Annotated in this window: 24 protein-coding genes; 13 read left to right on the forward strand and 11 right to left on the reverse strand. The window is 57.1% G+C overall.

Features of this window, described 5'->3' with window-relative positions; genetic code table 11:
- Positions 1 to 39: 39 nt before the first annotated feature.
- On the forward strand, positions 40 to 567 hold the full coding sequence (locus CJ187_RS02905) for a methylated-DNA--[protein]-cysteine S-methyltransferase (protein WP_102215832.1): 528 nt from the start codon (positions 40 to 42) through the stop codon (positions 565 to 567).
- Between the two features lie 19 nt (positions 568 to 586).
- Here the strand turns inward: CJ187_RS02905 and CJ187_RS02910 are convergent, their stop codons facing one another.
- Positions 587 to 1,450, reverse strand: coding sequence for an HAD family hydrolase (locus tag CJ187_RS02910; protein WP_102215831.1), 864 nt, complete (start codon positions 1,448 to 1,450; stop codon positions 587 to 589).
- A gap of 42 nt (positions 1,451 to 1,492) precedes the next feature.
- Positions 1,493 to 2,920, reverse strand: coding sequence for a type I glutamate--ammonia ligase (glnA, locus tag CJ187_RS02915; RefSeq protein WP_102215830.1), 1,428 nt, complete (start codon positions 2,918 to 2,920; stop codon positions 1,493 to 1,495).
- Between the two features lie 138 nt (positions 2,921 to 3,058).
- Here glnA and uvrC point away from each other — a divergent pair, with 138 nt between their 5' ends.
- The 9 genes from uvrC to CJ187_RS02960 all read left to right on the forward strand — a co-directional run bounded on the left by uvrC (position 3,059) and on the right by CJ187_RS02960 (position 12,250).
- Positions 3,059 to 5,068 (forward strand): excinuclease ABC subunit UvrC, encoded by a 2,010-nt coding sequence (gene uvrC / locus CJ187_RS02920; RefSeq protein WP_102215829.1) that lies wholly within the window; start codon positions 3,059 to 3,061, stop codon positions 5,066 to 5,068.
- A gap of 19 nt (positions 5,069 to 5,087) precedes the next feature.
- On the forward strand, positions 5,088 to 6,068 hold the full coding sequence (gene rapZ / locus CJ187_RS02925) for an RNase adapter RapZ (RefSeq protein WP_102215828.1): 981 nt from the start codon (positions 5,088 to 5,090) through the stop codon (positions 6,066 to 6,068).
- A gap of 7 nt (positions 6,069 to 6,075) precedes the next feature.
- The gene (locus tag CJ187_RS02930) at positions 6,076 to 7,080 is read left to right on the forward strand and encodes a gluconeogenesis factor YvcK family protein (protein ID WP_102215827.1); all 1,005 of its coding nucleotides are present in this window, start codon (positions 6,076 to 6,078) and stop codon (positions 7,078 to 7,080) included.
- Between the two features lie 54 nt (positions 7,081 to 7,134).
- Positions 7,135 to 8,115, forward strand: a complete 981-nt coding sequence (gene whiA / locus CJ187_RS02935; protein WP_102215826.1) for a DNA-binding protein WhiA — start codon at positions 7,135 to 7,137, stop codon at positions 8,113 to 8,115.
- 192 nt (positions 8,116 to 8,307) lie between these two features.
- The gene (gene gap, locus CJ187_RS02940) at positions 8,308 to 9,315 is read left to right on the forward strand and encodes a type I glyceraldehyde-3-phosphate dehydrogenase (protein ID WP_102215825.1); all 1,008 of its coding nucleotides are present in this window, start codon (positions 8,308 to 8,310) and stop codon (positions 9,313 to 9,315) included.
- 111 nt (positions 9,316 to 9,426) lie between these two features.
- Complete coding sequence (locus CJ187_RS02945) at positions 9,427 to 10,623, forward strand: phosphoglycerate kinase (RefSeq protein ID WP_102215824.1); 1,197 nt, start codon at positions 9,427 to 9,429, stop codon at positions 10,621 to 10,623.
- Positions 10,624 to 10,625: 2 nt separating this feature from the next.
- Positions 10,626 to 11,402, forward strand: a complete 777-nt coding sequence (tpiA, locus tag CJ187_RS02950) for a triose-phosphate isomerase (protein ID WP_102215823.1) — start codon at positions 10,626 to 10,628, stop codon at positions 11,400 to 11,402.
- 204 nt (positions 11,403 to 11,606) lie between these two features.
- Positions 11,607 to 11,849, forward strand: a complete 243-nt coding sequence (secG, locus tag CJ187_RS02955) for a preprotein translocase subunit SecG (protein WP_102215822.1) — start codon at positions 11,607 to 11,609, stop codon at positions 11,847 to 11,849.
- A gap of 53 nt (positions 11,850 to 11,902) precedes the next feature.
- Positions 11,903 to 12,250, forward strand: a complete 348-nt coding sequence (locus tag CJ187_RS02960) for an RNA polymerase-binding protein RbpA (RefSeq protein ID WP_146003042.1) — start codon at positions 11,903 to 11,905, stop codon at positions 12,248 to 12,250.
- A 29-nt stretch (positions 12,251 to 12,279) separates the two neighbouring features.
- Here the strand turns inward: CJ187_RS02960 and pgl are convergent, their stop codons facing one another.
- The 5 genes from pgl to CJ187_RS02985 form a co-directional block, all read right to left on the reverse strand.
- Positions 12,280 to 13,026, reverse strand: a complete 747-nt coding sequence (gene pgl, locus CJ187_RS02965) for a 6-phosphogluconolactonase (protein ID WP_102215820.1) — start codon at positions 13,024 to 13,026, stop codon at positions 12,280 to 12,282.
- A gap of 96 nt (positions 13,027 to 13,122) precedes the next feature.
- Positions 13,123 to 14,037, reverse strand: a complete 915-nt coding sequence (locus CJ187_RS02970; RefSeq protein ID WP_102215819.1) for a glucose-6-phosphate dehydrogenase assembly protein OpcA — start codon at positions 14,035 to 14,037, stop codon at positions 13,123 to 13,125.
- Positions 14,034 to 15,572 carry a glucose-6-phosphate dehydrogenase gene (gene zwf, locus CJ187_RS02975; RefSeq protein ID WP_102215818.1) on the reverse strand — a complete coding sequence of 513 codons (1,539 nt, stop codon included), beginning with the start codon at positions 15,570 to 15,572 and terminating at the stop codon, positions 14,034 to 14,036. Before zwf ends, CJ187_RS02970 begins: the two co-directional genes overlap by 4 nt.
- 32 nt (positions 15,573 to 15,604) lie before the next feature.
- Positions 15,605 to 15,964, reverse strand: coding sequence for an RNA polymerase-binding protein RbpA (locus CJ187_RS02980; protein ID WP_102215817.1), 360 nt, complete (start codon positions 15,962 to 15,964; stop codon positions 15,605 to 15,607).
- A gap of 222 nt (positions 15,965 to 16,186) precedes the next feature.
- Positions 16,187 to 16,810: a TetR/AcrR family transcriptional regulator gene (locus CJ187_RS02985; protein ID WP_102215816.1), complete on the reverse strand. Its 624-nt coding sequence runs from the start codon at positions 16,808 to 16,810 to the stop codon at positions 16,187 to 16,189.
- 79 nt (positions 16,811 to 16,889) lie between these two features.
- On the opposite strand from CJ187_RS02985, the gene CJ187_RS02990 reads away from it, so the two are divergent.
- The 3 genes from CJ187_RS02990 to CJ187_RS03000 all read left to right on the forward strand — a co-directional run bounded on the left by CJ187_RS02990 (position 16,890) and on the right by CJ187_RS03000 (position 23,691).
- Positions 16,890 to 19,511 carry an MMPL family transporter gene (locus CJ187_RS02990; RefSeq protein WP_102215815.1) on the forward strand — a complete coding sequence of 874 codons (2,622 nt, stop codon included), beginning with the start codon at positions 16,890 to 16,892 and terminating at the stop codon, positions 19,509 to 19,511.
- A complete protein-coding gene (locus CJ187_RS02995; RefSeq protein ID WP_102215814.1) occupies positions 19,508 to 22,051 on the forward strand; it encodes a YhgE/Pip domain-containing protein in 2,544 nt (847 codons plus the stop codon). Before CJ187_RS02990 ends, CJ187_RS02995 begins: the two co-directional genes overlap by 4 nt.
- A 245-nt stretch (positions 22,052 to 22,296) precedes the next feature.
- Positions 22,297 to 23,691, forward strand: a complete 1,395-nt coding sequence (locus tag CJ187_RS03000; protein ID WP_284667869.1) for an LPXTG cell wall anchor domain-containing protein — start codon at positions 22,297 to 22,299, stop codon at positions 23,689 to 23,691.
- A 124-nt stretch (positions 23,692 to 23,815) separates the two neighbouring features.
- Here the strand turns inward: CJ187_RS03000 and CJ187_RS03005 are convergent, their stop codons facing one another.
- The 4 genes from CJ187_RS03005 to CJ187_RS03020 form a co-directional block, all read right to left on the reverse strand.
- Complete coding sequence (locus CJ187_RS03005) at positions 23,816 to 24,328, reverse strand: MerR family transcriptional regulator (protein ID WP_233187348.1); 513 nt, start codon at positions 24,326 to 24,328, stop codon at positions 23,816 to 23,818.
- Positions 24,329 to 24,652: 324 nt separating this feature from the next.
- Positions 24,653 to 25,339 carry a transcriptional regulator FtsR gene (gene ftsR / locus CJ187_RS03010; protein ID WP_233187284.1) on the reverse strand — a complete coding sequence of 229 codons (687 nt, stop codon included), beginning with the start codon at positions 25,337 to 25,339 and terminating at the stop codon, positions 24,653 to 24,655.
- Positions 25,340 to 25,395: 56 nt separating this feature from the next.
- A complete protein-coding gene (locus CJ187_RS03015) occupies positions 25,396 to 25,836 on the reverse strand; it encodes an FHA domain-containing protein (RefSeq protein WP_102215810.1) in 441 nt (146 codons plus the stop codon).
- A 154-nt stretch (positions 25,837 to 25,990) separates the two neighbouring features.
- The gene (locus CJ187_RS03020; protein ID WP_102215809.1) at positions 25,991 to 26,695 is read right to left on the reverse strand and encodes a DUF881 domain-containing protein; all 705 of its coding nucleotides are present in this window, start codon (positions 26,693 to 26,695) and stop codon (positions 25,991 to 25,993) included.
- Positions 26,696 to 26,697: the final 2 nt, after the last annotated feature.

Below are 26,697 nucleotides of genomic sequence, written 5' to 3' on the forward strand. Positions count from 1 at the left end.
GCTAGACTGAATGCGTTTAATGGTGAGGAGTAGTAGCCGGTGGTTTTGCGGAGCACTTTGACGGTGAGCCCGATTGGGGACTTAATCTTGTCGGCGCGTTCAGATGAGCTAGTTGCGTGTCAGTTTGCGGATCATACCCGCACGGATAACCCCTACGTCGGGGTGTGGGTGTCCCCGGCAGATTCGGTTTTGTCGAATGCGGCTGAAGAGTTGGCGGCTTATTTTGAGGGCGAGTTGCGCACCTTCGCGGTGCCCCATAGTGTGAGTGGCCCAGCTTTTAGTGAGCGCGTGTGGCGGGCTTTAGAAACGATTCCTTATGGGGACACGGTTTCGTATGGGGATATTGCCCGAAAGCTCGGTAAGCCTGGTGCTGCCCGGGCAGTTGGATCCGCGGTGGGGCGTAACCCCCTGTGTATTGTGTTGCCGTGCCACCGGGTGATTGGTGCTGACGGGTCTATCACGGGATTCACCGGTGGGGTGGAACGCAAACGTGCCCTCTTGCAGCTTGAGTACCGGGCTACGCACGCTCCGCACACGCGCTCTGCCGATCTGCTGTCTGGCCTCTGACCGGTGTGATGCGAGCGGCCTAACGACGGTGGCTTAAGATCCACTTCATTACTTTGAGCACACCCGCGTGCGCGTGATGCTCGGCGACGTAGCGAGCGTGTGGAAATACGTTCTCGTGGGCGTTCGCCATCGCAAAAGAAAATCCGCACGCGTCCAACAGTTCGTTGTCGTTCTCGTAGTCACCAAACCCGATGGTTTCGTCGTGGCTGATCCCCAAATCAGTTTGCAGCGTGCGCACGGCAACGCCCTTGTTTGACCCCAGGGGCATGAAGTCTAACCAGTGGTCAGCTGCCCGCACGATCTGCAGCTGATCTTTGAACGGTGCCAGCCGAGCGTACGAACCTGTGTCCGGATGGCCGAAGTCGTACAGCGCCATTTTCGTGCATGGGGACGCGCCTGCCTCATGCAAATCACCAATCTGGTTGGTGCGCACGTTGTAGTACAGCACTTGGTCCAAGAACGGCTGGTCGGTGCGTTCAACGTAGGCGCCTTCGGGAGTGGAAAGCAGCAAGCCCACGTCATAGTTTTCTGCACGCAGTTGCCGCACCGCGTCAATCAGCGCGTGCACCAGATCGGGTTCGAACACGACGGTAGGTTCGCCGTGTCCGTCGCGGCGGATCATCCCACCGTTTTCGCCAATCAGCGTCATCCCCGGGTGGTGTGGGTCGAACATGCGTGCAAGCGTGTATTGCTGGCGCCCCGACACAGGCACGAATGTAATGCCAGCGTCATCCAGCTCGCCCAGCACGTCCCACATGCCGGGCGGAAAATCTCCGCCGGGCAGCAAAAGCGTGCCGTCCATGTCCACTACCGCGAGGCGTACGCGCGATAGTGCCCGCTGGGTTTGTTCTGGAAGTGCATTCAGGTTCGTAACGTTGCGCATACCTTCGAGTATGCCTGTTTACGAACTGGTAAGCACCCTCGGCTACAGGTTGTAGTACAGTTCGAACTCGTACGGATGGGGGTAGGCGCGCATCGGCGCGATTTCTTGCTCGCGCTTGTACCGAATCCACGTTTCCACCAGGTCTTGGGTGAACACATCACCGTCGAGCAAAAACTCGTGGTCCTCTTCGAGCGCGTCCAACGCAGCTTCCAGTGACGCCGGTAGTTTTTCGATGTCGTGGTATTCCTCAGGCGGCAGCTCGTAGAGGTCCTTATCGATGGGTTCGCGGGGTTCGATCCGGTTGCGGATCCCATCTATTCCCGCCATGAGGCACGCGGCGAACGCTAAGTACGGGTTCGCGGTGGGGTCGGGCACGCGATACTCGACGCGTTTCGCTTTCGGTGACGTGCCAGTAACTGGAATGCGGATGCACGCCGACCGGTTCCGCGCGGAGTACACGAGGTTCACGGGCGCCTCAAAACCGGGAACTAGCCGCCTAAAAGAGTTAATTGACGGGTTCGTGAACGCCAGCAACGCCGGAGCGTGGGCCAGGAGTCCGCCAATAAACCAGCGGGCCGTGTCCGACAACTGCCCGTACCCGTTTGCGTCGTAAAACAGGGGTTCCCCGTTTTGCCACAGGGAGAAGTGGCAGTGCATCCCCGAGCCGTTGTCGCCAAACAGGGGTTTAGGCATGAACGTGGCGGTCTGGTTGAACTCGTGCGTGCGGTTTTTCACCACGTATTTGAACTTCAACAAATCATCCGCAGCGGTACGGAGGGAATCGAACCGGTAGTTAATCTCATGCTGCCCACCGGAACCGCATTCGTGGTGGCCGCGTTCCACGTGCAAACCCACTTGCGCCAGTGTGGACGCGATCGAGTCACGCAGCTCCGCCTTATCATCAGCCGGCCCCACGGGCGTGTACCCACCTTTGCGGCCAATCGTGTGCGCGAGGTTCGGATGCTCCCGCGTACCTTTGCGCCCCGAGTTCCAATATCCCTCATCGGAATCAATAAAGAAGGACGTGTCGTGCGGCTGGGTTTGATACGAAACGGTGTCGAATACGTAAAACTCCGCTTCCGCACCCACGTAACACGTGTCCGCAATCCCGGTTGAACGCAGATATGCTTCCGCTTTTGCGGCTACCTGGCGTGGGTCGCGCGAGAAAGGTTCGTCAGTGAACGGATCCACAATCGAAAACAGGATCACGAGCGTCGGATGCGTGCGGAATGGGTCCACGTACGCGGAAGTGACGTCCGGAATTAGCTTCATGTCGGACTCGTGAATTTGGGTGAACCCGCGGATTGAAGAACCGTCGAACATAACGCCTGCTTCCAGAACGTCTGCCAGCTGGTCGGCTGGAACAGTGAAATGCTGCTGCACCCCCACTAGGTCACAGAAACGAATATCAATAAACTCGATGTCGTGTTCTTCCACATATGTCAGCGCTTGCTCTGACGATTCGAACATGAAACTGCCTTCCGTAATGCGTTTCAAAACTCAATGTTCATAAAATACCACGTCCGTTTTTCTGCGCGCACACGCGGTCAACAACCGGTTTGAATGGCTCCTACTTGCCAGTTTCGCGCTGCCTAATACACTTAGGGCGTGGCTGATCCTTCTACATATGCGCCTGCGCGCTCGCAGATCCCTACGGACCCGGGCGTGTATCGTTTCCGTGACCGGCAGGGCCGCGTGATTTACGTGGGGAAGGCGAAGAATCTGCGTAACCGCTTATCGTCTTATTTCAACGACGTGGAACATCTGCACCCGCGCACCCACCGGATGGTCACGACCGCCAGTTCTGTTCAGTGGACGGTCGTTAAAAATGAGGTGGAGGCCCTCACGTTGGAGTACTCGTGGATTAAACAGTACTCCCCGCGATTCAACATCATTTTCCGAGACGACAAGTCTTACCCCTACCTGGCGGTTTCAATGGGGGAGGAGATCCCCCGCATGCAGGTGATGAGGGGGGCGCGTAAACCTGGCACCCGGTATTTCGGCCCGTATTCGCAGGTGTACGCGCTGCATAAGACAGTGGATCAGCTGCAGAGCGTGTTCCCGGTGCGCACGTGCAGTGCGGGGGTGCTGCGCCGGGCACAAGCATCGGGGCGGCCGTGTCTGCTGGGGGATATCGACCGGTGCAGTGCCCCCTGCGTGGGGCGGATTTCGCTGGAGGACCACCGAGCTATGGCAGAGGAGATCTGCCGGTTCATGGCCGGTAAGGTGGGGCCGTTTATTCGCGCGCGCAAGGAGGAGATGCGTGAGGCTGCGGACGCGTTGGATTTTGAACGGGCCGCGCGGCTGCGCGACGACATTAAAGCCTTGGAGCAGATTCAAGAGCAGAACGTTGTGGTGTTGAACGACGGTACGGATGCGGACTTCTTCGCGCTCGTATCGGACGAGCTGGAATCCGCGGTGCAGGTGTTTCACGTGCGGGGAGGCCGGATTCGGGGTGCGCGCGCGTGGGTCATCGATCGGGAAGAAAACGTGGATGACGCGGAGCTGATGGAACGTCTGCTGCAGCAAGCGTACGCGGACGTCGATCAGGATCCGACAGCGCGGCAGCGAGAAGCAGCGGTATCGGTGGACGACGTGGAACACACGCCTACATCCGCGATTCCAGCTCAGGTCCTCGTGTCAGTGCTGCCCACCAAACAAGCGGTGATGCAGCGGTGGCTCAGTAAGCAGCGGGGGGCACACGTTGAGCTGCTGAAGCCTCAACGGGGGGACAAACGAAAGCTCATGGACACGGTGCGTTCGAATGCAAAGGAGACCATGCGGTTGCACAAGATGCGTCGCGCTGGAGATTTGACGCAGCGCACGCGGTCTTTAAACGATCTCGTGGACGCCTTGGGACTCGAAGAAGCTCCCCTGCGAATAGAGTGCTATGACATTTCTCATACCCAGGGTAGCTATCCGGTGGGATCCATGGTGGTGTTTGAGGACGGAGCGCCCCGTAAGAAGGACTATCGGCACTTCATCGTGCGCGGCACGCAAGAGGGCACGCACGACGACACGGCTGCGATGCGCGAAGTGCTGACGCGGCGGTTTAAACGCCTCTTGGCGGAAGAAGCGGGGATTGAAGGTGAGGACGCCGATGGGGTTCCTTTTGAATCCGGCGCGGTGGATCCAAACACGGGCTTGCCCCGCAGGTTCTCGTACCGTCCCGACCTGGTGGTAGTTGATGGCGGACTTCCCCAAGTTAATGCCGCGCAGGCCACGCTCGACGAGTTAGGCGTCGACATTCCCGTAATTGGGTTGGCGAAACGGCTTGAGGAAGTGTGGATCCCGAACGATGAGTATCCAGCGATTTTGCCGCGCACCTCAGAGGGACTGTATCTACTGCAGTATCTGCGCGATGAGTCTCACCGATTTGCCATCACTCACCACCGCAAGCGGCGGGGCAAGGCGATGACAAAGTCCGTGCTGGATACGGTGCCGGGGTTGGGGCCAGCGAAGCAGAAGGCTTTGCTGCGCCACTTCAAATCCGTGAAACGCATCCGCGCCGCCACGCGGGAGCAGCTGCAGGAGGTCAAGGGGATCGGCCCGGAGCTCGCCCGTCAGATCGATGAGCGCCTAGCGAAAAAACCAGGTTCTGAACCCAAACCGCGGTGATTTTTGGCACACTAAGAATATGACTTCAAACAACCCTTCTTCCCCATCTGATCCACAGCGGAAGCAATCTGATTCGAATCCGCCCACGTTCCCGGCGGGCATCCCCCTGCTAGACGAAACTTCCCGGCTTCCGAAGAATCCGGATCCGGAAATGCTCATAATCACCGGCCAATCGGGAGCTGGCCGCACGCGTGCGGCAATGGCTCTGGAGGACCTGGATTGGTACGTGGTGGATAATCTGCCTCCAAACTTGTTGCCAGCACTGGCGGGCATGATGACCGCCGATGGCGGGGGTGTACACCGGCTAGGAGCGGTTGTGGACGTGCGCAGCCGAGAGTTTTTTCGCGACTTCTCTTCTGTTTTGCACCAGTTGGATGAGGAGAAGATTAACTTCCGCCTCATCTATTTGGAATGCGATGAGGCCACGCTGGTGCGCCGATATGAGTCGAACCGGCGGCCGCACCCACTGCAGGGTGACGGGCGGATTCTCGATGGGATTCGGTTAGAACGCGAGACGCTGGAGCCGGTGCGGAAAATGGCGGACGTGATTATCGACACGACGAGCATGAGTGTGCACGACCTGACGCGCCACATGCGGGACGTGGTCGCGGGAGCGGGGGATACGCCTTTGAAGCTCACGGTAATGTCGTTCGGTTTCAAGTATGGGATTCCCCTGGATGCCGACCACGTGGTCGACGTGCGGTTTTTGAAAAACCCTTATTGGGTAACGGAGCTGCGCCACCTCACGGGCCGGGATGAGCCGGTAGCGCGGTATGTGATGGAGCAAGAGGGGGCGCGTGATTTCGCCGTGGGGTACGCTAATCTTCTGGCGCCGATGCTGCGAGGATACCTGTCGGAGCTGAAACCGTTTGTGACGATCGCGGTGGGGTGTACGGGCGGTAAACACCGGTCGGTGGCGATGACCGAACTGATTGCGCGCACGCTTCGGGATTACGATTTTCCCGTGCGAGTGCTTCACCGGGATTTAGGAAGGGAATGAGGCAGTCTTGGGGCTTCTAGACGAAGAGGGCTGGCCCAAGCGTGGTGAAACCGGGGCGCGCGTAGTTGCGTTCGGGGGTGGGCACGGGTTGTCCGCCACGCTGCGGGCGCTGCGGCACATTACGCACAACCTCACGGCAGTGGTGACGGTAGCGGACGACGGCGGTTCGTCGGGCCGGCTGCGCGACGAAATGGACGTGCTTCCACCCGGTGATTTACGCATGGCCCTGTCGGCGCTGTGTGACGAGTCAGAATGGGGTTTAACCTGGCGGGACGTGCTGCAGCACAGGTTTAAGACGGACGGGTCGTTGGATAACCACGCGCTCGGAAACCTCTTGATCGTGGCCCTGTGGCAGCTGTTGGAGGACCAGGTTTCGGGCTTAGATTGGGTGGCGCGCCTGCTGGGTGCGCACGGCCGGGTTCTGCCGATGGCGGCGGTGCCTTTGCAGATTGAAGCAGATTTGGATTGTGCCGGGCAAAAACGCACGATCCGCGGGCAGGCGCAGGTTGCGAAGGCCGCGGGAAAAGTTGAGCACATCCGGCTGATTCCCAACGACCCTCCCGTGGTTCCAGAAGTGCTGGAGGCAATTGAGCAGGCCGATTGGGTGGTGCTCGGCCCGGGCTCTTGGTACACCTCGGTGTTGCCGCACCTTCTGGTGTCCGATATTCACGAGGCCCTGGTGCGCACGCCTGCGCGCCGCGCGCTCATCTTGAATCTGTCCACACAAGTGGGGGAGACAGACGAGATGTCTTCAGCAGACCACGTGCGTGTCCTCGCTGAGCACGCGCCTGATTTGGCATTGGACGTGATTATTGCCGAACCCGCCGTTGTTGACGATATTGATGAGCTTGAGGAGGCAGCCCGCAAAGTGGGGGCGCGCCTACTGCTGCGACAAGTGTCAATGGGTGGCAACCGAGCGCTGCATGATCCGCTGCGGTTAGCGGCTGCACTGCGGGATGCGTTCGAGGGGGTACTGGGGCAGGTTGGTCACCCGGAAACGTGGCTGGCGTAGAATAATGTCTTTAGAGCATTCGGAATCGTTGTTAAATGAGGGATAAGCACGCCTATGTCGTTGACTGCTGATTTGAAACGCGAGATTGTGACTACGCCGGTTAGTAAACCGTCACAGGTTGCTGCGGAGGTCGCGGCTACGCTGCGGTTCGCAGGTGGGTTGAACCTGGTTTCGCGTCGCATCGTGATTGAGGCGGAGCTGGATATGGAACTGGCTGCGAAGCGGTTACGAATGTTTATCCAAAAGCTTTACGACATAGATTCCTCCGTGGTGATTGTGTCCGGTGGGGCGCTGAAGAAGGGGGACCGCTACGTAATTCGGATTGTGGAATCGGCGGAGCGGCTGGCGCGGATGAGCGGTCTCATTGATACTCACGGACGGCCAGTGCGCGGCTTACCCCCGCAGATTGTGGCAGCGGGAGACCGAGAGGCACTCGCAGCCTGGCGAGGCGCATTCCTTGCCCGCGGTTCCTTGATGGAACCCGGCCGGTCCTCATCGATGGAACTGACCTCCCCAGGCCCGGAAGCGGCCTTGGCAATGGTGGGGGTGGCTCGTCGGCTCGGTGGGCACGGCCGAGTTCGGGAGGTGCGGGATGCGCACCGCGTTATTATTCGCGACGCCGAGAGCATAACCAATATCCTCACGGCCCTCGGGGCATATAAGACCTTGAAGACGTGGCAGGAACGACGCGACCGGCGGGTGGCACGCGGGAGTGCGAACAGACTGGCTAATTTTGATGATGCGAACCTGCGTCGTTCCGCGCAGGCGGCAGTGGCCGCTGGTGCCCGAGTGGCGCGCGCCTTTGAAATTTTAGGTGAGGACGTGCCCGAACATTTGTTACAAGCAGGTAAATTGCGCATTAAGCACAAGCAAGCTTCGTTAGAAGAATTAGGCAAGCTGTCCACCCCGCCTTTAACGAAAGATGCGATCGCGGGACGTATCCGGCGCCTCCTTGCTATGGCGGATAAATCCGCGCACGAGCAGGGGATAAGCGATACGGAAAGTGCGTTAAAGGACCTCCACATCGAAGAATAAGGGTGTGATACTTTTCACGCTTTCATTCGTCGTTGGAGAAAATAGGACATGTGGGCCTACTAAAAACTCTAAAACCGTGTAAATTTGTAATTGCTGGAACCGCAGAACACTGCGGACCGGGAGGGACATTTCAGACCCTTTCGGTTTCAACAGACGACAATGCGCCGCTGATGCGCATTATAGGAGGACATAGTGACCATCCGCGTCGGTATTAACGGCTTCGGTCGTATTGGACGTAACTTCTTCCGTGCCGCTCTCAAGAAGGGCGCTGACATCGAGGTTGTTGGTGTAAACGATCTAACTGACAATGAAACCCTGGCTCACCTGCTTCAGTGGGACTCGATCCTGGGTAAGCTCGACCAGGAAGTCTCCTATGACGAGAACTCCATCACCGTTGGTGGCAAAACCATCAAGACGTTCGAAGAGCGCGATCCCTCCAACATTAACTGGGGAGAGGTTGGCGCCGACATCGTAATCGAGTCCACCGGTCTGTTCACCGATGCGACGAAGGCGAAGGCACACATCGATGGTGGAGCCAAGAAGGTCATCATCTCCGCTCCGGCGAAGAACGAAGACGCCACGTTCGTAATGGGTGTTAACCACACGGACTACGATCCGGCTAAGCACAACATCATCTCGAACGCATCCTGCACCACGAACTGCCTGGCGCCAATGGCGAAGGTCCTGGACGAAGAGTTCGGGATTGAGCAGGGTCTGATGACCACGATTCACGCTTACACCGGTGACCAGCGAATCCACGACGCGCCCCACAAGGACCTGCGTCGCGCTCGCGCTGCCGCGCTGAACATCGTGCCGACCACCACGGGTGCTGCAAAGGCCGTGTCCCTGGTTCTGCCCCAGCTGAAGGGTAAACTGGACGGCTACGCACTGCGCGTACCGGTTCCCACGGGTTCGGTAACGGACCTCACCTTCACCCCGAAGAAGAGTGGCGTAACCGCGGAAGACGTGAACGCTGCACTGAAGAAGGCTGCTGAAGGCGACCTGAAGGGCATTTTGGACTACTCGGAGGGATACCTGGTTTCGACCGATATCACCACCGACCCGCACACGTCGATCATCGACGCACCGCTAACCAAGGTGATCGGTGACCAGGTTAAGGTTGTTTCCTGGTACGACAACGAGTGGGGCTACTCAAACGCTCTTGTGAACCTCACGGTTTACGTGGGCGAGCGTCTCTAGTAACTGTTTGACGCTTTAAAGCAATGGCGCCCGCACACGATCTTGATGTGTGCGGGCGCCTAATTGTTTCCGGCACTGCACTGAGGCAGTAGCTAGAAAAGGAGAAGATAAATGCTTAAAACAATTGATAGTCTCGGCGACCTCAAAGGTAAACGGGTTCTAGTCCGCTCCGATTTCAACGTGCCCCTTTCAGACGGCAAAATTACCGATGATGGGCGGATCCGCGCGGCGATTCCGACGCTCAAGAAACTGTTGGATGCAGGCGCGAAAGTAATCGTCATGGCTCACCTAGGGCGCCCGAAGGGACAGGTGAAACCCGAGTTTTCCCTCGCCCCCGTAGCGCAGCGCCTGAGCGAACTGAGCGGAGTTGAAGTAACGCTCGCTAAAGACACGACGGGTGAATCCGCGCGCGCGGAATCGGAAGCCCTTGAAGACGGCCAGATCCTGCTGCTTGAAAACGTGCGGTTTGACCCGCGCGAAACCTCGAAGGACGATGCGGAACGCGACGAAATGGCGACCGAACTCGCAGCGCTCGCAGACTGCTACGTATCCGACGGATTCGGGGTGGTGCACCGCAAGCAAACTTCGGTTTACGACATCGCGAAGAAGCTCCCATCTGCTGCCGGGCTGCTGGTCCTCAAGGAAATCGAATCCCTGTCGAAGGCCACGGATAATCCGGAACGTCCCTACGCGGTCGTGCTTGGGGGCTCCAAGGTTTCCGACAAGCTTGGCGTCATCGCAAACCTGCTGAAGAAGGCGGATCGGCTGCTGATTGGCGGGGGAATGGCGTACACGTTCCTGAAGGCAAAAGGCTACGAGGTCGGCACGTCCCTTCTTGAGGAAGATCAGGTGCCTACCGTTAAGAAGTACATGGAGGAAGCACAGGCAAACGGTGTGGACCTAGTGCTTCCGGTGGACGTCGTGGTTGCGAAGGAGTTCGATAAAGACGCCACGCCAACGGTAGTGGATGCGGACAAGATCCCTGCAGACCAGATGGGCCTCGACATTGGTCCGAAATCTGCGGAACTGTACGCAGAGAAGATTAAGGACGCAAAGACGGTAGCGTGGAACGGACCGATGGGTGTGTTCGAGTTTGAGAACTTCTCCGGTGGTACCCGCGCAGTTGCGCAAGCACTGTCGGACGGGGACTGCTTCTCGGTGATCGGCGGGGGCGACTCCGCGGCCGCGGTGCGTCAGCTCGGTTTTGACGAGTCCACGTTCTCACATATTTCTACGGGTGGCGGCGCGTCCCTCGAGCTTTTGGAAGGGAAAACGCTGCCAGGCATTGCAGTATTGGAGGATAAATAACGATGTCAAGAACCCCATTGATGGCCGGTAACTGGAAGATGAATATGGATCACCTCGAGGCGATCCACCTGGTTCAGGGCCTACACACAGAACTGTCCGATTCAAACTTCGACTACGGCAAGACCGAGGTTGTGGTGCTGGCCCCGTTCACGGACCTGCGTTCGGTTCAGACCGTTGTTGAGGGCGATGAGATGCACATTGGGTACGGTGCGCAGGATATTTCGACGCACGAAAACGGTGCGTACACGGGGGAGATCTCCGCGCAGATGCTTTCGAAACTGGGCTGCACCTACGTGGTAGTTGGACACTCGGAGCGGCGTGAATACCACAACGAGTCCGACGCCCTCGTTGGTGAGAAGGCACGCGTTGCGCTGGCTAACCAGATTAAACCAATCATCTGCTGTGGTGAGGGCCTGGATATCCGCAAGGCCGGGAACCAGGTGTCGCACGTGCTTTCGCAGATCGACGGGGCGCTCGAAGGTATGTCCGCTGAGGACGTGCGGACCTCCGTGATTGCTTACGAGCCGATTTGGGCGATTGGAACGGGTGAGGTCGCCACCCCGGATGACGCACAAGAGGTTTGTGGTGCGATCCGTAAGCGCCTGGCGGAGCTGTACGACGAGGAGACCGCGCAGGCAACGCGGATTCTTTACGGTGGTTCCGTGAAGTCCGGGAACGTGGCCGATATCATGGCTAAGCCCGATGTTGATGGCGCGCTCGTAGGTGGGGCGTCGTTGAAGGCTGACGAGTTCGCGAAGATCGCGCGGTTCGACGCCTAGTTAACGTTTTGGAGGTTCGCCTTCGCTCCTAAGTGGGGGAGGCGAACCTTCGTGCGTGGGAGCGTTTTGCCCGCTGTATTTGAGCGGGTTTTTTCGCTAGAATCCAAGAGATAAATGAGTTACCCCGCTGCGCGCACGGGTTGCGTGGCAGTTGGCTGATAGTTATCCCGCGCCTTGTGGGACAAGATTATAGTAGGGAAAATTGTGACCGCATTGATGATCGCCCTGAGGGTGGTACTGGTTCTGAGCAGCCTTTTCCTAATTCTGACAATCCTTATGCATAAGGGTCGCGGCGGCGGCTTGTCGGATATGTTCGGTGGGGGGCTTTCTTCTACCGCAGGTTCGTCGGGGGTTGCTGAGCGGAACTTGAACCGGATTACGATCGGGTTCTTAGTGGTTTGGGCCGTAACGATTATCGCGATGGCTTTGCTCATGAAGCTAGGCTAACCCGCGGGTTTATGCAAATCGCGTTAATTCGCTATTTTTGCGCGCGAGGCCATGTGACAACAGTGCGTTACCGAGCGGACGCACTGTTTTCTGTACCCAGCACGGTGGATTGCGCCACGTGTTTTCAGCCAGCGTCCCGCTCCCGCGCAGGTGCGGGCACGGCTCAGGTACCGAACGCTTCGGCCGCCTCACCTGCATCTGATGTGAACCCTGCTTGTGTGCGCGAACCCGCCTCAGGAGCTGAACCTGAGTGTGGAGGTGACGCTTGTGGATGCAATGAAACCCAACCGGAACTGGCGGATCGGCACTGGCAAACACTGCGGGAACGGCGGGGTGAAGCGCAAGCAGATCAGATTCTTGCGCGCGCACTGCAGCAGCTGCGCAATCGCGCGCAGGAATAGTAGCCACAATGACGCGCAAGCGCGCTAGCCTAAAGTTCCGCGGTTAGATTTGAGGCCGCGGCCTTGTCACACCACCACAGGGTTCCCACTTGGTTCAGGGCTATCGCGGGGATTTCCCGGTAGTCGCCACCGGACGCGACGGACGATAGGACAGCGGCTTTATCTTTACCGGCAATCACAAACCAGGCGAAGCGAGAGCGTTTCAACAGGTTCATCGTCATGGTGATCCGCTGTGGTGGTGGTTTCGGCGAGTCGTCTTCGAAGGTCACCAAACCCGCGGCATCCAAAGTTTCATGTGAGGGAAACAGGGAGGCGATGTGCCCATCGGGGCCCATCCCCATAATCAGCAAGTCCATTTTCACAGCCGCACTGTTGCCGCCAAACTGGTCGATCAGCTGCTGCTCATAATCCACTGCCGCCTCTTCCAGCGTGCCTTCGCTTGGCCCCAGAGGGCGATGCAGTGTGACTGCAGGAACTTTAGAGCTGAACGCGCGTTCAATGATGCTGTCAGTGCGGTCTTCGTCGTCGAGGTCAACGAATCGTTCGTCCACGAGCCACAGGTGGATTGGGCACCAGTGGTTAGTGAGTTCCGGTTTTTGCTCAATCAGTTCCGCCAGCGAAGGCAGGAGTCGGGTCGCGATCGACCCGCCGGCAACTCCCACGTGCAGGTCCGTTTGCTGTGCCCGCGCTAGCGTATCGAGTTTTTTCAACAGCGCGAGTGCCGCAGTGTCGTATAGTTTCTGCTCGGTCTTGTAGGTTCTAACGTCTAGATCCATTTAGAGTGCTATTTTCCTTCCTGCATTCGCTAACTATACTGCCCTGCATTCGCTAACTTTACCGCGTTCACCCGCGCCTCATGCGCTACTTTGCTTTTAGTCGCTTGCAACACCACTTGTGATCACGTCACCGTACAGGTCGTCTGGATCCATTATCCGTAGCTCCTCCATCAGGCAATCGCCTACGGAACGCCGGGGAAGTCGAACTGGAAGCGCCGGCAGGTTAGGCCTTTCAAGCTGCGCTACGGACGCGCCGTTCTTACGTCGCAGTGACACATCGGAGCCGTCGTGGCGGCGCAAGCTCACGCACTCGATTGAGTTCGCTTCCGTAGCGTGCAAGGTCACGGGAATCCCCAGTAGAGTCCGCATCCATTGGGCTAGTAAATGGCATGAGGGGTGAGCTTCGTTGCCGCTAACGCACGCGCTTTCAATCTCGCGGCGGGGTTTCTCATCCACCATCGCGGCAACCAGGCCTCGCCAAAGTGTACTTGCCGCCCACGCGAGGTCAGTGTCACCGGGAGCGTAATGGTGGGCTAGGGCGGAGATCTTTTCGTTCCCGTCAGCCACGTAGCGTGAGTCCGTAATGCGGCGCGCTGCGATCTTCCCGAGTGGATGTTCGACGGGGGAGTCGGGGGCTTCAAACGGCCAGAACGCTACTATCTGCGTGTCTGCTAGCAGCAGCGGCATAACGAGCGTGTCTAGTTCGCTGGCGGATTTGCCCGAGGGCTGCAAAACAATCACTTCGGAAGGGCCAATATCGGGCCCCGCGTGGATCTGCGCGGTGAGTGAGTCGCCATCCGCCTGCGTGTTTTCCACAACAATGATGACGCGGCACGGATGCTCGTGCGACGCCGCTCCGCACACCTCGATTGCTGAGTCAATTTGTTCATCCCGCTGGATTATCGCCACTAGGTTCAGCACGGAACTAACGGTTGCGCTTTCTTGATCCCGCAACTCGTGCAGGCGCATCGCTACTTCACCTGCGGATGTGTTCTGGTAAGTGATTTTCACGGTATCCTCCAAGTGCGTCCATCGTGAGCCATCATTTGTTCCGCGCTTTCTGGCCCCCACGTGCCCGGACGGTAGGGTTGCGGGCCACCTGTTTGCCCCCAGTATTTCAACACCGGGTCTAGTGTCTGCCAGGACAGCTCCACTTCCCGCTGGTTCGGGAACAGGGGAGAGTCACCCGCCAACGCATCCAAAAGCAGCCGCTCGTACGCCTCCGGAGAGTCTTCCGTAAACGCGTGTCCGTAGCCGAAGTCCATTGTTACGTCACGCACCCTCATGCCAACCCCGGGTACTTTGGATCCAAAGCGGATTGTCACGCCTTCAAACGGTTGGACGCGAATAACCAGCGCGTTGTTCCCCAGTTCCTCAGTGGATTCCTTGTCGAATGGAATGTGCGCGGCCCGCTTAAACACGATCGCGATTTCAGTCACGCGTTTACCAAGCCGCTTCCCAGTTCTGAGGTAGAAAGGTACGCCCGCCCAGCGTCGCGTATCTACAAATAGTTTGAGGGCAGCGAACGTTTCGGTGCGTGAATTCTGGTCGATGTTGTCTTCCTCGAGGTACCCGCGCACGTGTTCACCACCTTGGTAGCCGGCGGTGTACTGTCCAATCGCGCTCGCACTTTCGAGGTCTTTAGGCAGGCGTAGGGCCGAGAGGACTTTCTCTTTCTCAACGTGCACGTCGCTGGCGCCAAATGTGACGGGCTCTTCCATGGCGGTCAGAGCTAGGAGCTGCAGCAGGTGGTTTTGCATGACGTCGCGGGCTTGCCCAATGCCGTCGTAGTAGCCCGCGCGCGTACCAATCCCGATCTCCTCGGCCATCGTAATTTGCACGTGATCGACGTAGTTCGAGTTCAGTAGGGGTTCAAACATGATGTTTGAAAACCGCATCGCCAAGATATTTTGGACGGTTTCTTTCCCCAGGTAGTGGTCGATGCGGAACGTGTCCTTTTCAGAGAACACGCCGTGCAACAAGTCCGACAGCTCTTTGGCGGATTCCAGGTCGTGGCCAAAGGGTTTTTCAACAATTACCCGGCGGAACCGGTCTTCGCCCCATTCGTCGTTCAACCCCGACCGAACCAGTTGCGACACGACCTTTGGGAATGCCGCCGGTGGAATCGCCAGGTAGAACGCGTGGTTACCACCGGTTCCGCGGGTGTGGTCGAGTTCTTTTACGGTTTGGGCAAGCTGGTCGAAACTCTCCGAATCGTCAAAACTACCGGCTACGAACCGCAGGCCTGCGCTGAACTGTTCCCACGTGTTCTCGTCCCAGTCTGTGCGCGCGTTCTTCTTTACAGAATCGCGGATAAAGTCTTCGAAGTCTTGGCTGCCCCAGTCGCGACGTGCAAATCCCGTGAGGGAAAACGACGGGTGCAGCAGACCGCGGTTAGACAGGTCGTACAGTGCGGGAACTAGTTTTTTGCGCGCTAAGTCTCCGGTAATGCCAAAAATCACGAGCCCGCACGGCGGAGCGATTACAGGTAGGCGCTTGTCACGCGGGTCGTGCAGCGATTGGGATGGGGGTTCGTGAGTGCTCACGCATTCTCCTTCACGTCAATGATGAATTGTTGTTAGCGACGGTATGCGACTCCGTCACGCAACTCGCCGCGTCGGAGTACCTCAAGCTGTTCTTGCAGGAGCACTTCCAGTTCTTCCTCTGACCGCCGTTCCAGCAGCATGTCCCAGTGGGTGCGCACGGGTTTTGGTGGTTTTGAATCGTCGGGTTCTGCGTCACCTAGGAACTCTGCGGGAGCGCCACATTTACATTCCCACGTTGCGGGCGCGGATGCATCTACAGACATAGTTACGGAAAACACGTGTCCGTTTTCGCACCGGTAACGTTTTTGTGTGCGGTCTGCAAATACAATGCCGTCTTCAGTTTCTAGGGACTTGGCACCGATCTGCATGCCGCGTAGGGCGCGATCTGACATTTATATTCCTCCTCGTTTGTTTCTCCAACTAGTAGATAACCTATCGAGTTAGGGTTTTATTTCCATTGCTGATGGCCTACAGAAGTGGGTTTAGCGCGAGTTGGCACCGTTTTGTCGATTCAACACACCAACACCTCTATCCGATAATGTACATTATGTCAGAAATAGATATTTGGAGATGAGGCACTTCAGCCCCACCTGCTTGAGGGTACCTAAAGTCATTCACTCGTCTTCCGTTGCGCCACTACCCTTAGGCTGGCGCACAGCCTCAAGCAAAGACACGATTGTACCCACTAGACGCTGCGTAGAATCAACGCCTTGTAAATGCTCTGCAATAATCGCTTCTGAGTACGCGCCTACACAAAACGTGGCTAACCGGCGCGCGTCCACCGCACTGGCCTTGGGTTGCCCAGACGCAGCTTCCGTGCGATTTGCCAGCTCGGCGACAATCACGTCTGCAACCTGTTGTCGGCTTCGCAAGTACACGCCACGAATCTGTTCGTTGTGAAGCGACTGGCGAACTGCTTCGGCATCCAGTAGTACCCACAGACGCCCCATTGGGCGGATTGACTCCAAGATGGAACTTACCGCTTGTTCTGGCGGATCCTGTCGCAACAGTTTTTGGGCATCGGTTGTGATTTTATCCACGAGCCGCGCGGTGAAGTCTTCGAACGTGGCGGCAAACGCCTCTTCTTTAGAGGAAAAATTCGAGTAAAACGCGCCGCGCGTGAACTCGGCCGCAGTAGTCAGGTCGTCTATTGTAGCGCCGGCAACGCCCTTGTTGGCGAATACGCTTGCCGCTGCGGCGATCATGCGTGCGCGGGTGTTCTCTCTAGTTCGTTTCATCGCTACCTTCTGTGTTGATTCCACCTACAGAATACAATAGTATATTGAATACAATAATGTATTGGATTTGGAGTTGCTAATGTCCTCGTTCCTATACCGCACGGCAGCGTGGGTGATACGCCATGCGAAATCCGTTTTAGCGGGTTGGATAATCGTCCTCATTGCCGCGGTGGGTGGCATGGTTGCAGTTGGATCTACGCTCGGAAATGACTTCACCATCCCAGGCACTCAGGGGCAACAGGGGCTAGACACACTGGATGATCGATTCCCAGAGTTCGCGGGCGCGTCCGGACAAGTGGTTTTCGGTGCCCCCAAGGGCGAGGATATCCACAGATACCAGTCCGATATCGAGGATGTAGCTAAGAAAATCTCTAAAGTACCGCACGTGATCGCGGCCCCCAGCCCGTTTGATGACACGTTAATGGACCCCATGGTGTCGGACAACAACCGGTATGCGATGACCCAGGTGAACTTTGATTTTGGAATCGACGAGCTCAATGATGCCTCGGTTAACCAGGTTGAGAAGATCGCGCACACCGCACAGGACGCCGGCTTGAGCGTGGACGTGGGCGGACAGATTAAACAAGTTACCTCCATTCCCCTGTCAATCATGGAAGCTGTGGGCGTGCTGGTAGCGCTCGTCATTTTGGTGGTGACGTTCCGCTCCCTAATTGCGGCGTTCATCCCCATTGCTACGGGGCTGCTCGGTGTTGGGGTTGCAATGTCGATCATCATGATGCTCGGCGAAGCCGTAACGATTTCCACCACTACCCCAACGCTCGCGATTATGCTTGGCCTCGCGGTGGGGATTGACTACTCGTTATTTATTGTTTCGCGCCACCGCGACCAGCTGGGCAGCGGCATGGACGTTAAAGAGTCTATTCCCCTAGCGATTGCCACTTCTGGCTCCGCAGTCACGTTTGCTGGGGTAACCGTGGTGATAGCCCTGGCTGCGCTCTTCGTTGCGCGGATTCCTTTCTTGACGATCATGGGATTGTGCGCGGCTTTAGCAGTTGCGCTGGCTGTACTAGTGGCAATCACCGCGCTGCCAGCTATCCTCATGCTGCTGGGAAACCGGATAAAACCAAAGGCGCGTAAAAAGAAGAAGAATGGATTTCTTTCCAGATGGCCCAAAGTGGTGACGGCGCACCCGTGGTTCGCGATCTTAGGCGTCGTAGCTGTTCTGGTGGCAATGACGGTTCCCGCGTGCAACCTGCGTTTGGGCCTGCCTGATAACGGGGTGGACCCGGTGGGAAGTGCGGGCCGCGATACGTACGACCTGGTGGCGGAAGAGTTCGGACCGGGCATTAACGGGCCGATCTTGGTGATAGGTGACATTGTGACGTCAACTGATCCGCTCGGGTTGATGGACGATCTGAAAGGCGAAATCGAGTCCATAAAGGGCGTGGATCACGTGCAACTCGCAACTCCGAACCGGACTGCGGACCTGGGGGTGGCCGTGGTGATTCCGCGGGAGGGCCCGGACTCGATCGCAACTGAAAACCTCGTGCACGAACTGCGTGAACGGGCACCTAAGTGGTCTGACGATATTGGGATTAAAAACACGTTCGTAACTGGTATGGCAGCTGTGAAGATCGACGTATCTGAGCGGCTTTTTGACGCACTCCTGCCCTTTGGCGTGGTGGTAGTTGGTCTCTCGTTAGGATTATTGACGATCGTGTTCCGCTCCATTTGGGTGCCGCTCAAAGCGACTCTTGGGTATCTGCTGTCTGTTGGGGCTGCGTTCGGCATGACCACGCTGGTGTTTATTGACGGGTGGGGCAATACGGCGCTGGGCATTAACCAAGTCGGTCCCGTCATTTCCTTCATGCCCATCATCCTCATGGGTGTGTTGTTTGGGTTAGCGATGGATTACGAGCTGTTCCTCGTGTCGCGCATGCGGGAAGACTATGTACGCACCAATGATCCACACCATTCCATTTTGACTGGCTTCCGCGCTTCCGCTCCGGTGGTTATCGCGGCGGCGCTGATTATGATTTCGGTGTTCTCTGGCTTCTTACCCGGAGGTTCGTTCTACGTTCAGCCGATTGCATTTGGCTTGGCAGTAGGCGTGTTCGTGGACGCGTTCTTGGTGCGCATGACCTTGGTGCCGGCCGTGATGCAGCTGCTGGGGGCACACGCGTGGTACTTACCCAGGTGGATGCAGAAGATCTTGCCGGTATTTGACGTTGAGGGAGCTGCGATCGAAGCTCGGTTTGAGCACGAGAAGTGGCAGGAGGAACATGGTCAAGCAGCGGCGCGGGCGGAGTCTTTGACGGTAACCGCGGGGAGCACTCCCCTGTTTGAGAACGTTGATTTAGTGGTCCGCCCCGGTGAGGTACTGCGGTTAACCGGTGATGAAGCGCAGGTACACGCCTTGTGCTCGGTGCTGGCTGGCAGATTGCGACCGGATGCGGGCCAAGCGTTTGTAGGGGACGTATCAAGTGTGGATGAGCCAGGCCGGGTGCTCCCCCATGTGGGCTGGATTGTTACTGGCCAACCGGTTGCCTCAACGGGCGTGTCGCTCTACATTGTGCGCCGGGCATTGACGGAGTCAGAGACTCGGGTGTTGAAGGACAATGTGAGTGGTGGTAGCGCCGTGGTTTTGGGATGCGGTCCGCTTACTGGTTTGGAAGTTAATCGAGTTTACGAATTTGAACACTTACGCTCAGCTCAACTTCAGAAGGAGGCTACGCGATGAGGCGGATGAGGCCGCGTGATTGGCGTGCTTTGGTAGCGGTTTTGCTGCTGCCTATACTGGCGTCTGCGTTGACCCTGTGGGCGGTGGGAACGCGCACAGATAATTTTGATCAGGTGCAGGCTGCGATTGTGAACCTCGACAAGGGGGCGAAGATGCAGGTCGATGGCGAAGAAAAGACGGTGCCACTCGGCCGTCAGCTCACTGCGGGATTAATGTATCCGCAGAAGGAGGTGCAGGGAAATCTTGATTGGAACCTCGTGCCAGAAAAAGATGCTGAGCAGGGTTTGAAGGACGGTACCTACTCGGCAGTCATTACGATTCCGAAAGATTTTTCAAAGAACATCGCCACGATCGGCACGGCGGATGCAACGCCGGGTTTAATTACGGTCACTAGTAATGACGCGTCTTCGCCGATTATGGGAATTATTGGGAAGCAGATTAGCGAGACCGCTGCGAAAACGTTCGGGGAAGCGCTGACTAAGAACGTGTTGGACGAGGTGTATTTGGGGTTCAATCAGATGCACGACCAGTTAAATACAGCTGCTGAGGGCGCGGATAAGCTAAACGACGGCTCACACAAGCTTGCCGGTGGGATCCATGGTCTGGATCAGGGTTCTAAGAAACTTGCTGGAGGTGCTGGCCAGCTGCAGGGTGGAATCGGTCTGCTCAGTGATGGGATTGGGCAGAGTGCAGACGGTGCGTACCAGTTAGCCAGTGGCGTTAATCAGCTCACCGGTGGCCTTGGGCAGCTGACCGGGGGTGCGAAGAGCCTCAGTGATGGGGTTGCGCAGGCCCGTAATGGTTTTGTAGGGGCGAATGGTTCTGCCGGGCTTTTGCCTGGGATCGAGCAGCTTAACGCTGGTGTGAATGGTAAGGGCGGTTTGGCGGACGGTAGTAAGCAGCTGGCAGATGGAACGGCTAAGCTTTCTGTGAATATCGGTCAGTTTGTGGACACGGCGAACGGTGTTATTGAACCGATCCTGGGGTTTGAACAGGAGATCGGGAACATTGATCCGGCTGAGATTCAGGCGATTATTGATCAGATCCGCGACGAGCTTGGGAACTTGGAAGGGCTTGAGGCTCAGTTACAGCAGTGGCGTGAGCAGATTGAGTTGCTGGCCGATATTGTGCCGGCGGCAGATCACGTGGTTGCGGTGGCTAATCAGTGCCCGGTTGCGCAGGCTGGTGAGTACTGTGAGTCGTTGCAGGATTCCGCGAAGCGTCTGGATGCGAGTGTGCAGCCGCTGCGTAACTTGGGGCAGCAGCTCTCCCCCGGTCAGCGGGCAGCGTCTGGGGATGGGGTTAACGCGAGTGCGCGCAGCCTGCAGGGAGCGTTGGATCAGTTGAAGCAGCTGGTCGCGAAGTTGCACGATTTGGCATCCCAGATGCATAACAGTGGTGGTTTGCAAGGAATACACAAGCAGTTGAATGAGCTTAAGTCCGGCACCGAGCAGTTGGCTGACGGAGCACAGCAGCTTTCTGACGGGGTTAATGGCACCCAGTCAAAGCCTGGTTTGGCGCAGGGCCTGGCTCAGCTTTCTCAGGGAGCGCAGCAGTTTAAGGTGGCCTTTGATGGCACGCGTTCACAACCCGGCTTGGTTGCTGGGTCTCGTCAGTTGTATGAGGGACTTGCGCAAGCTCAAGCGCAGGTACCGCAGTTCCAGTGGGGTGTGGACCAATTGGCCGCTGGTTTGGGTGAGATGAATGCGCGCACCCCTGAATTGCAAAATGGTGCCCTTCAACTTGCTGGTGGGATTAACCAGCTCAGTGACGGCACGTCGAAGTTGAGTGCGGGTGCAGATCAGTTAACTGAGGGGACCAATCAGTTTGCGTCTCAGTTGAAGGATGGGGTGAAGCAGGTACCAACTTATACGGATGCGGAGCGTACGCGGATTGTGGATATGGCAAGTATTCCCGCTCGGGCGCAAGCGCACACGTGGAATGAGGCGTCTGCCACGTATAACGCGATCTTCCCATGGGCTGCTGCGTTTGTACTGTGGATTGGTGCGTTGGGAACGTTCTTGGTGATGCCGGGCTTGAGGCGGCGTGAGCTTTCTTCTGCCCATTCGAGTATGAACGTGGTTTGGCGCTCAAGTGTGCCCGCAGTGGTGTCTGCAGTTGTGCAGGCGTTGGGCGTGTTCGGGGTTGCTTACGCTGTGGGGGTGCGCCCTGCGAATTCGTTTACGACACTGCTGGTGCTGTTAGTCGCAGCGATAGCGTTTGCCTTGATCAATCAAATGTTGCTCGCTGTATTTGGCTCTAGAATAGGTCGGGTCTTGGCTTTACTTCTGCTGGTAGTGCAAGTGGTTGCATTGGGCGGGATTCTGCCAATCGAGACCGCTCCCCCGGCTTTCCAAAGTCTGAATGCGGTGATGCCGCTGTCGATTGCCACTTCGGGGCTTACGCACACGGCTATTGGTGGCCAGTTGACGTCACTGTTTGCGACGTTGATGCCGCTTGTGCTTTGGGGTGCTGCGAGTTTCGTTTTGAGTTTCGTTGCTGTTCCCGCTGCACGGCAGCGCGCTGCGAAAGCGGCGTAAAACCGCGTCGCTATTATGGGAACGTATATCTTCTCTATTTCCCATTATTGCAGGTGAGGGCTTGTGGGGCGTCGGCAGTTGCCGGCGCCTCACAAGTTGTTTTTTCCTCGTCAACTCACTATTGCTTTTAAGTTAGGGATCGAAAAATTACAAGCTGCCGATAAGTTGACACCCCCCCCAGCAATGCCATACTAACTTTGAGACCTGCCAACACAGGTTCGTTCCGATACAACTAGGACGTAAAAATGAAGAAAAGTATTGCAACAGGTATTGCTGCAGCGTTTGTTCTGACCGGGCTTGCAGCGGCACCCGGTGCTTTTGCCGTAGTGGGCAACGAGGGAAAACCGGTCGCTATCGATGATGTTCGTCCAGCGGACGGCGCGGTAGACAGTCCAAAGTACGAGGAATCAGACGTGCAAGCGGATGAAAACCCGACTGGTGAGAAGCCGATTACTACCGACAATCCCGCGGTTACACCGAACATCAACCCGCCGTTGAAGGATGAGGACCCGACTGGTGATAAGCCGATCTTGAGTGACTCGGAGAAACCGATGGGTATTCCTCCGGCGCTAAAGGATGAAGACCCGACTGGTAACAAGCCGATCACCAGTGAGTCCGAGGAAGACCCGATGGGTATTCCTCCAGCCCTAAAGGATGAAGACCCCGCTGGTAACAAGCCGATCACCAGTGAGTCTGAAGAGGAAGACCCGATGGGTATTCCTCCAGCACTGAAGGATGAGGACCCGGCTGGCAACAAGCCGATCACCAGTGAGTCCGAGGAAGACCCGATGGGTATTCCTCCAGCACTGAAGGATGAGGACCCGGCTGGCAACAAGCCGATCACCAGTGAGTCTGAAGAGGAAGACCCGATGGGTATTCCTCCAGCACTGAAGGATGAGGACCCGGCTGGTAACAAGCCGATCACCAGTGAGTCTGAAGAGGAAGACCCGATGGGTATTCCTCCAGCACTGAAGGATGAGGACCCGGCTGGTAACAAGCCGATCACCAGTGAGTCCGAGGAAGACCCGATGGGTATTCCTCCAGCACTGAAGGATGAGGACCCGGCTGGTAACAAGCCGATCACCAGTGAGTCCGAGGAAGACCCGATGGGTATTCCTCCAGCACTGAAGGATGAGGATCCAGCTGGTAACAAGCCGATCACCAGTGAGTCTGAAGAGGAAGACCCGATGGGTATTCCTCCGGCGCTGAAGGATGAGGATCCAGCTGGTAACAAGCCGATCCTGAGCGACTCCGAGAAACCAAGTTTGACGCTTGATGACTTCATTAACTGGGAAGGCATCAAAGACATTTTGAAGCCTGGTAAGACGATTGATGACCTCATTGATCACGAGAAACTGGCTGACCTGATTGCTTCCATGAAGGAAGAGGGCAAGCAGGAAGCTCCTAAGGCCGAGGAGGGAACGCAGGAGTCCCCCAAGGCTGAAGAAGGTAAGAAAGCTGAAGCAGTGGTTAACGCTGCCGGCGAGCAGAAAGTTGTGAAAGTTGCGAAAGCAACCACGGCTGCTCCTAAGGCTCTTGCGTCAACTGGTGCGGACTCCAGTGCGGCCGCCCTGCTGGGCCTAACCGCTCTGACACTCGGTGGTGTAGGTGTAGCTGCTGCACGTCGCCGCGCACACTAAACCAGGCAACTAAACAGGACACTCCTGTTTAACAGCTAAACAAAACGGGGGCTGAGTACCAAACGTACTCAGCCCCCAAAAGCTATCTACACAAACGAGCTATACAATAAGCCTATCGGCACAATCAAGAGGCGCTGCGCCGTGCATGCCGCAACGCAGCGAGCTCATCCACAACCGCCGGTTGCGCCTCCTCAGAAGGCAACTCCGCTAAAGACCCCTCAATCTCACGCCACACGCGACCAACCGCAATACCGAAAACGCCCTGGCCGCCCTCAATCAAGTCAATCATCTCATCACGAGAACGACACTCATACACGGAAGCACCGTCGCTCATCAAGGTGATAGAAGACAAGTCCTCTACCCCACGATTCTTCAGATGCCCCACCGCAACCCGAATCTGCTGCAAAGAAACACCCGTATCCAGCAAACGTTTAACAACCTTCAACACCAACACGTCACGGAAAGAATACAAACGCTGCGAACCGGAACCGCGAGCAGACCGAATCGACGGCTCCACCAGGCCCGTGCGAGCCCAATAATCCAACTGCCGGTAAGTAATCCCAGCTGCATGGCAAGCTACTTTGCCGCGATAACCCGTGTCAGGTCCAATGTCAGCAAGAACATCCCCAAACAACATCCCTTGCTTAGGCTGCTGGGCCTCCCTAGCCTGTTCGCTCACCTTGCGTCCTCGTTTCATACCAGTGTCAATGTCGATAATTCAACGCTAAACAGTTCCGCCGCCATCGTCAACGACACCCGCGGCGTGGCTAACCCTCAAGTTGAACTTGAAACCATTTCGTTACCTTCACCCGCAACTAGCCACCATCAGCCAGCCTTAAGTCTATGCCCAGAACACTGCGCACGGCGCTACCTCTGGGGCAAACCAACCGCAACCAACCACCGTAGCTGCACCGCCCCATGGTTGGCAGCTTCCTTACGTAGCTCAGCGTTTCAAACCCCGTCATTTCGATAACCTATCGACGGCGATACGCAAGAACTCTACCTGCAACTCACCAAGCGTTCCTGCGAGCTCCCGCGCCCGCGCATTCGCCCGCTCCTTATCCCCAGACCGGCCGCGCGCCCGCGTAGACTGCACGCTCATATCAATTAGATCCGCAGTTCGTTCCGCACCAGCCCGTACCGAACGCAGGTTCCGCGGCGCTATCCCCAAGTTCCGTGCAGACAAAATCAGCTGCACCACTCGGATCGAACGAGTTGGAAAATACCCCGCTAAATCTGGAGAAAGCAACCCCAGCTCAACTAGGTCCTCCACCTGTGACTTCGACACACCCGTCAGATCCATCAGTTGCCGCACCGAAATGAAACTCGAAGCTGGAGTTCGCGACTCGCCCCGGTCACTCACCACGCGGGCAGCAGCGGGAACCTCAACGTCGTGGCCGGCATCCAACGCTAAAAGCTGCTCGTGAATCACCTTCAGAGGCAGATATGAATCTCGCTGCTGGGCAAGCACATAACGCAGACGTTTAATATCCGCTTCCGAATACTTGCGGTACCCCGCAGGAGTGCGATGCGGGTTAACGAGATCCTCATCTTCCAAATACCGGATTTTAGAAACCGACAGTGCTGGGAACTCCGGTTTCACCCGCTCTAGAACCTGACTGATCGTGTACTTTGGCTGCCTACTCACATCCCGAGGCCAAGGCTCAAGCTCCCCCGAATGCTCCTGCAGCCTACGCGGCGCAGTCACTGCGCAGAAGGATGATACGTAAGACGGTACTTGCCGATCTGCACTTCGTCACCGGCCTCCAGCAAAGCTTGCTCTTCCCGCTCCCGGTTCACATACGTACCGTTGAGGGAACCGGAATCGCGCACCACGTAGCCTTCATCCGTACGGCGGAACTCACAGTGGCGGCGCGAAACAGTCACATCATCCAAGAAAATATCCGCCTTCGGACTCCGCCCAGCGGTGGTGCGATCTCCGTCAAGTAGAAACCGTGCTCCCGAATTAGGGCCGCGCTGCACAATCAACAGTGCAGAACCAGCTGGCAAGGCGTCAACCGCAGCCTGATCGCGTGGTGAAAGCGGCGTGCGGACGAACGTGTCCTCAGGAACATCCGAAGCGTGGCCAACTGTGCCAAAAACAGCGGTCTGTGACGGGTCGGGTGCATTATTGTTAATAGACATCGCCGCCTCCTAATTTCGATACTTCACACATCTTTACTACTCCTATTGTAGATTTCACTTCGTGTAATATCCACGGACTCGTTTAACATCGCCAGACTGATTCAGTGTTCGAGAACTCGTTTGATGTCGACAGAATCGTTTAATGCGTACCAGCTCAGGGAACAACCTGGGCATGCTCATAATCCACTGGTGCAACCGTAGAACGAATCACCAGATCCGGAACCTTGGTGATATCCACCCGCGCTCCAAACCCACGCAGTTGCGAAGCAGCCCCACCGGCAATCTCCAACGCCGGAGCGATAGTATCCGCATTCCCGATAACCGCCCACTCATACGGCGGTTCCAACTCCTTACCCGAAACCGCGATATTCTCCCCGCGCATCGTGATAAAAGAACTGGCGTTGATGCGGTTACCGTTCAGCTCAATCGCCTCCGCTCCCGCGTTCCGCAGCTCCCCCAACACCGTTACAAACAATGTGGCCCGAAGAGGTTCATCAGGGTAAATAGTCATTCTTATCCCCGGGCCCTCCACCGGTTTACGGCCCGACAGGATCTGCGCTACCGTCTGCTCCTTCTGCGCGGTTTCACGCGCCACCTCGGCCTGCGACTGCGCGCTCTCTAACCGACGCAACTGCGCCTGCAAATCCCCGCGTTCAGACCGCAACTGTTCCTCCGAAGAACCCAGCTGGTCTAGCAGCGTCACCAGTTCCTCCTCAGACAACCCCTCCAAAGGATCACTCCGACGCACCTTCAGCTGGGTCACCAACGCGAATCCAAGCAACAGACACAACAGAGCAATCACCACGTGCGTAGGTGAAATCGAAGTGTACAGTAGATCCCGCAACCGCCTTCTCGCCATGG

Origin of the sequence: Gleimia hominis (assembly GCF_002871945.2) — a bacterium.
Lineage (GTDB): Bacteria > Actinomycetota > Actinomycetes > Actinomycetales > Actinomycetaceae > Gleimia > Gleimia hominis_A.